This window comes from Prevotellamassilia timonensis (assembly GCF_021531665.1).
In the GTDB taxonomy this organism is placed as follows: Bacteria; Bacteroidota; Bacteroidia; order Bacteroidales; family Bacteroidaceae; genus Alloprevotella.
Window position 1 is genome coordinate 1 of the sequence record NZ_JADYUH010000088.1, and the last position, 5,921, is coordinate 5,921.

Annotated in this window: 3 protein-coding genes; 1 reads left to right on the top strand and 2 read right to left on the bottom strand. The window is 50.7% G+C overall.

The window, feature by feature from the left end; translation table 11 throughout:
- Positions 1–220: 220 nt before the first annotated feature.
- Positions 221–1,363 carry a hypothetical protein gene (locus I6E40_RS10320; protein ID WP_235387092.1) on the bottom strand — a complete coding sequence of 381 codons (1,143 nt, stop codon included), beginning with the start codon at positions 1,361–1,363 and terminating at the stop codon, positions 221–223.
- Positions 1,351–2,367: a hypothetical protein gene (locus tag I6E40_RS10325; RefSeq protein ID WP_235387094.1), complete on the bottom strand. Its 1,017-nt coding sequence runs from the start codon at positions 2,365–2,367 to the stop codon at positions 1,351–1,353. The genes I6E40_RS10320 and I6E40_RS10325 overlap by 13 nt, the downstream gene beginning before the upstream one ends.
- A gap of 448 nt (positions 2,368–2,815) precedes the next feature.
- Here I6E40_RS10325 and I6E40_RS10330 point away from each other — a divergent pair, with 448 nt between their 5' ends.
- Positions 2,816–5,386 carry a M6 family metalloprotease domain-containing protein gene (locus I6E40_RS10330; protein ID WP_235387096.1) on the top strand — a complete coding sequence of 857 codons (2,571 nt, stop codon included), beginning with the start codon at positions 2,816–2,818 and terminating at the stop codon, positions 5,384–5,386.
- Positions 5,387–5,921: the final 535 nt, after the last annotated feature.

The following is a 5,921-nucleotide window of genomic DNA, read 5'->3' on the forward strand; positions in this document are numbered from 1 at the left end:
GTTGAGACATTCACTTGCGTCTGATTTAGCCATAGTGAGCGGTTTCTCGTTGCAAACATAGTAATTTGTCTTTGCCCCTTTTTCTTTTTATCACTTTGTCTTTTTGACTCTTCGTCCCTTCGTCTCTTTGACTCTCTCTCTTCAGTGTGTTAGATGTTGAAGCTGTACCTCCTCTCTTGGGTGGAGGTTTGGGATGGCTTCCACTTGTCTTCGAAATGCTTTAGTACACTTCTCGGATGAGCATGCCCGGAAGGAAATCTTTGCCGGAGATTATCTCGAACTCCGTGGCTTCCAATAGTGCGTCGGCAGATTCTTCTTCCGAAACCATGAAGCGGTTGTCCTTGATTTTACCTTTGACGGGACGAATCAGCCCAACGCGTTCGTAGGTCATTCTTCCGTCTTCTGCCACCACGCGTTCCAGCACCTCAAACTTTGAATCTTCGCGAATGCCTTCCTTCACGCCGACGTCTGCTTTCAAAGGCATGTTGGAAAGCAGCGGTGCTTTGATTCGGAAGTCGGGATAGGCGCGTTGCAGGTCAGCGATGTTGGCGTCAATTGTTCGCTTTGTGACCATCATCAAGAATGTCTCGGGGTCTTTCAGTTTGCGAAATTGCTTTTCGGTCAGCGTGTTGGTGACGTCGCCGACAAGTTCCATTTCGTAGGATGCTCCCGATTCAAGAAACGCCTTGACTTTCTCAGGTTCCTTGGTGCCGTCTTCCGTGTAGTAGTTCTTATAGAAGTCCATCGTCAAGTCCTCGTTCCACTTCAGATGGAAGAGATAACTCCTCACCGTCACTTGGAATCCGTTGATGTTCTGAATAGCACCGAAGTTGCCAGCAAGTGTACTAAGAAGCCAGCTACCGCTTCCTTTTGATTGGTAGGTGATGTCATTGACAAGCAGGTAAGTGTGGTTTAGGAGCAGTTCTCCGGCGTCTTCAAGCAGTGCGAGTCCTCGCAGACTCTTTCTTGCTTCCATGCGTTCCCCGAGGTTCGCGTTGTAGGTTCCGCGTTCTTTGATGAGTTCCATGTTGAAAGAGCCGGTTCGTTTGTCGCGGTTGAACCATTTAGCGACCATCTTTTGTGCGATGTTCGTTTTTTCAATGAAAACCTTGAGATTATGGGTTTGGTCCTTTCCGGTCTCAGCGAACGAGATGCACTTCACCCCGAGATTATGGTCGTTGAAACGCTCCGGAAAGGGCATCTTTCGGAAGACGTTCTCCACGGCGTCGCCGTACTTTGCATTGAGCGGCTTAATCATCATGATGTGAAGGGAGCTGCGGTCATAGTCAGCTTCCTCTTGCGCCAGCAGAACGCCGGGCAAGAGGAAGGCAGAGAGGAGTAGGATATGTCTTAGAAGTCCCATTCGTCGTTGGTTTGATAGTGTACGCCGGAACTCTTGGTTTCGTTGGGAGCACCTTTGATGCCGGCTTTGACAAGTTGTTTTTTGATGCCTTTATAGTAGTTCATCAAAGCGAAGGCGTTTTTAGCACCTTTGGAGATTTTGTAGTCTGCGGGCACTTCAAACTCGGAGTCAGACACTTCGCGGGGAGTGATTTTTGTCACGTCGGCTTCATAATACATGCTCAGTTCTCCGACATTCATGACACTCACGTGACCGCCGTCATATTTATAGGAATATTTGAGAGGAATGCCGGGTGTTTCCAAACAGTAAAGAGCCCATTTGAAACCGGCGGGCGCAGCGATGTCAGATACCCAAGCCTTGACTTCATAGTTTTGGTCCATCCCTCCCATTTTGCGGTTAATGTCTCCTTGATAGAGCACACATTCCTTGTCAAGTATCGCCTTTTTCGTGGAAGTCGGAGCAAATGTGTAGCTGGTGATGGGTGCATTGGAATTGCTAATGTTCAAGTCTTTTTGGTTCAGAAAGACTCTCATGGCATTGATGTTTGTGCCAAAGTCCAAACCAGTTTTCGTCAGGTCGCAGAAGTGAATGTAGGACATTCCGGAGTCGTTACCGCTATTGCCTTTTGATTTGTTTCCTCCCAGAAGACCTGCTCCTCTGCCGCGTTTCGCTGGAGTGGCGGGTTTGTTGCTTTCCGAACTTCCGGCGGGGTTGCCGTCATTGGCAATGACGTGGCAACCTGTAGTCTCGTCAATGACGTGAACCTTGCTTCCTTTGAGAATAATCTTCAGTTTGTGCACGCCGTTAAAGTAAAGCGAATTGCCCATGCGCTGGAGATACTCCGAATAGTTCTCGTAGGTCTCTATCTCTAATTCTCCTTCAAAGGGTTGTCCTGCCGTCAGCACGCCTTGTTCGGGTTGAGTTTGCTGACCTTGTTCTTCTTGTTGCGCCATCGCACCGCCGGCGGTGAGACAGAGAGCGAGTGTGAATAATAACTTTTTCATAACGTGTTGTGTTTATTGTTGTGTGTGTGATTTCCGAGGAGAATGCTTTCTTGGGAAGAGGAATTTGACCTTTCCGTGGTTTTGACGAGGCAAAATTAATATTTATTTCCTTTATGCGTTCCTTTTCAAATCTTTTTGACCGTATTTGCGTGCAGAGGTGTCGTGAAGGGGTGTGCAGCGTGTCAAGGCATAAAGACTTGGCGGGCTATGTGACTGAAGGAACTTACAAAAGGGCGCGCGAAGAAGCGAAAAGCGACAAAACGTATAGAACACCCCTTCAATGAAAGCATCGTGCTCCAAAAAGAAGAAAAGAAAGGGCAAAACGTTCACGCTTGAAGAGATTTACTTAAATTTGCAGCGCTTCAAAAGTGATGAGTTCCTTGTGAGATGTCCAACTTGTCCTTAAGCAAACGAATTTATTTATGTCATTACATATTATTATTAAGTTATGAAGAAAACACTTTTTACGCTTCTTCTCTCTGCTACCTTGACGCTCAGCGCGTGGGCGGTTCCCGCCCATCCCGGCAAGCTCAAGGTGAAGCAGCCCGACGGCACAGAACTGACCGTGAGAATGGTGGGAGACGAAAACTTCCACTGCTACATGACCCTTGACGGCGTGCCTTTGATGCGCACCACCGAAGGCGCCTTTGTCTATGCCCAAATGCAGGGCGAAATGCTGACGCCCACGAAGCGCATCGCCCACGACAAATCGCTGCGCACCGCTGACGAAATCTCTTTCATCGCCAGTGAGGTTGCCACTTCCGACGAACTCTCCTCCGCATTCCGCAGTCGTCTCAACGCTGCCAACGCTTCCCGTCGCTTCAAGTCTGTCACCAACGAAGACGGCACTGTCTCCCGCATCGGAATAGCCCCTTCTGAAGGTTGGAAAGGCAGCAAGAAAGGTCTTGTGATTCTTGTGGAGTTTCAAGACGTGAAGTTCAGATCAGACCATACTCGCGAACTCTTCGACCGCATGTTCAACGAGAAAGGTTTCAACTATGAAGGTGCCAACGGCAGTGTTGCCGATTATTTCTCTGACCAGTCCTACGGTCAGTTCACTCCGACTTTTGACGTGGTGGGCCCTGTGACTGTGAGCTCCAACATGGCATACTATGGCGGCAACAGCAGTTACGGCAACGACACTCACGCCACGGACATGGTCTTTGAAGCCGCCAAGGCGGTGGATTCCCAGGTGAATTTTGCCGACTATGACTGGGACGGCGACGGAGAGGTGGAAAACTTCTACGTCATCTATGCCGGCTATGCCGAAAGTTATAGCGGCAACAGTTCGGACTGCATTTGGCCGCATGCGTTCGGAATTTGGTATGACGGACATCGTTGCAATCTTGACGGTGTGAAAGTGAACCGCTATGCCTGCTCTCAAGAAATCTATGGATGGGAAAGTAGTAATGACACGCGACTGACCGGCATCGGTACGCCCTGCCACGAGTTCTCTCACTGCCTCGGTATGGTGGACCTCTATGATATTGACTATAGCGGTGCCGACACACCGGAAAATTGGACTGTCATGTCGGGAGGAAGTTACAACGACGCCGGCTATACCCCCTCCGCCTACACAGCCTACGAGCGCAACTTCTGTGGCTGGCTTGACCTCATCGAACTGACCGAAGGAACTGAAATCACCGACATGCCCGCCATCACCTCCGAGCCCGTGGCATACGTCATCTACAACGAAGGAAATCGCAACGAGTGCTTCTTCCTTGAGAATCGCCAGAAGGAAGGGTGGGATTCTTATCAGTATGGACACGGCATGATGGTCTTCCACATGGACTACGACGAGAATGTTTGGATGGCAAACGCGCCGAACGACAAGCCGGGACACTCCCGCTTCATGTACGTTCCCGCCGACAACGAACTCGGCACCTCAAGCACCAGCCTCGCCGGTGACCCCTATCCCGGAACCAAGAATAACACGTCGCTGACGGACTACAGCACTCCCGCTGCCATCCTCTTCAACGCCAACACCGACGGTTCTTTCCTCCTCCACAAACCCATCGAAAACATCACCGAATCTTCCGACGGCAAAATTTCCTTCGTCTTTGACGGTGGCACGAAACTCCCCGCACCCGAGATTGTCTCTGCCGGTGAGAACGTGACCAAGACTTCCTTCCGTGCTGCTTGGAAGCCTGTGAGCGGTGTTGAGAGCTACACCGTTGAACTCAAACAGAGCGGCTCCTCCACAGCCTCCGTTCTTCCCTCGATCTCCACCGACTTCTCCGGCGTGGCTGAGGGCGTGACCGAAGACGGCACCGATGACATCAGCAGCGTCCTCAACGACCTTCTGCCCGTTCAAGGTTGGAGCGGTTATAACCTCTTCATCGGCAAGAAAGGTCTGAAGATTGGAAAATCGGGCGCTACAGGCTATCTTTATTCTCCCCTGCAATCTGTTCCCTCCGACGGCAGCGTGACCGTGGCTGTCAAAGCCTACCCCGAAGAAGGGGCTTCCGTGGAAATGAAGGTGTCCATTGTCAACAGCAACAACACCACCATCAGTTTCACCAAGAAAATCAGCATGGACGGTTCGTTGCAAGTGATGACCTTCACCGGCATTTCCGCTCCCTACAAAGTGAAATTTGCTCCCACTCAGCGCGGCTACATCTCCTTCGCTTCCATCTATGATGGCACCTATTCCGCCGAGGAAGTGGGCGATGGCGGCATCCATGCGGACGGCGGCGCCCAAACCGTCTCCGGCTTGACCGACACCCATCATGACTTCACGGACCTCCAAGAAAACGGCAACTATCTGTGGCGCGTCTGTGGTGTCTATGGTTCCAACACGACGAAGTGGAGCGAGTGGCAGAGCGTGCAACTCAGCGAGAACGCCGGTATCAATGCCATCGTGCTTGACAATGTCAGTGCCGCCACTCCCGTTGAAGTCTATGGCACCGACGGTCGCCTCGTGCGCCGCACCTCCTTCGGCAACTGGAAGAAGGGCTTGCAGCCCGGTTCCTACGTGGTTCGCACCGCCAATGGCGCTGCCACGCTGCTGAATGAATAAAGAAGTAGAGGGGTGTTCTATAAATTACGGGATAAGGAATGTTCAAAAGAAAGTGCTTAGGTTTTGGTCGCTTTTCGTTTCTTAGCGCGCCCTTTTGTCAGTTTCGTCAGTCACATAGTCCGCTATGCTCCTTCCTCAACTGCCAAAAGTTCATCTCTAAGAAATCAAAAATCAACTCAACCTAATTTTTAGAACACCCCTAGAATCTAAAAAATAAAGGTTGAGTAGTTCTTCCGGTCAGAAGAGAAGAACTACTCAACCTTTTTCTTTTGCATTACGATAACCACGCAGCAGGTGGGGCATTATCACGCACCGTGCCAACGATTTTTCCTTAGACTCCGTCACTTTTCCCTTGGGACTCGTTACTTACCGCTCGACGAACGGTAAACCTGCCGTCCCTCGGGCGGTAGGTGACAAATCGGCGCGCAGGAACGACGCCACGCCGTCTGCGGACGAATCGCAGGTAACCATCCGAAATCAGCCGTCCTATGCGGACAAAAAAATCTCACGGGTTATCCGTGAGATTTTTTGTAAT

Bases quoted from the DNA above. Each gene is read 5' to 3' on its own strand.
- I6E40_RS10325 (WP_235387094.1), bottom strand. From the start codon at position 2,367: ATGAAAAAGTTATTATTCACACTCGCTCTCTGTCTCACCGCCGGCGGT.
- I6E40_RS10330 (WP_235387096.1), top strand. From the start codon at position 2,816: ATGAAGAAAACACTTTTTACGCTTCTTCTCTCTGCTACCTTGACGCTC.
- I6E40_RS10320 (WP_235387092.1), bottom strand. From the start codon at position 1,363: ATGGGACTTCTAAGACATATCCTACTCCTCTCTGCCTTCCTCTTGCCC.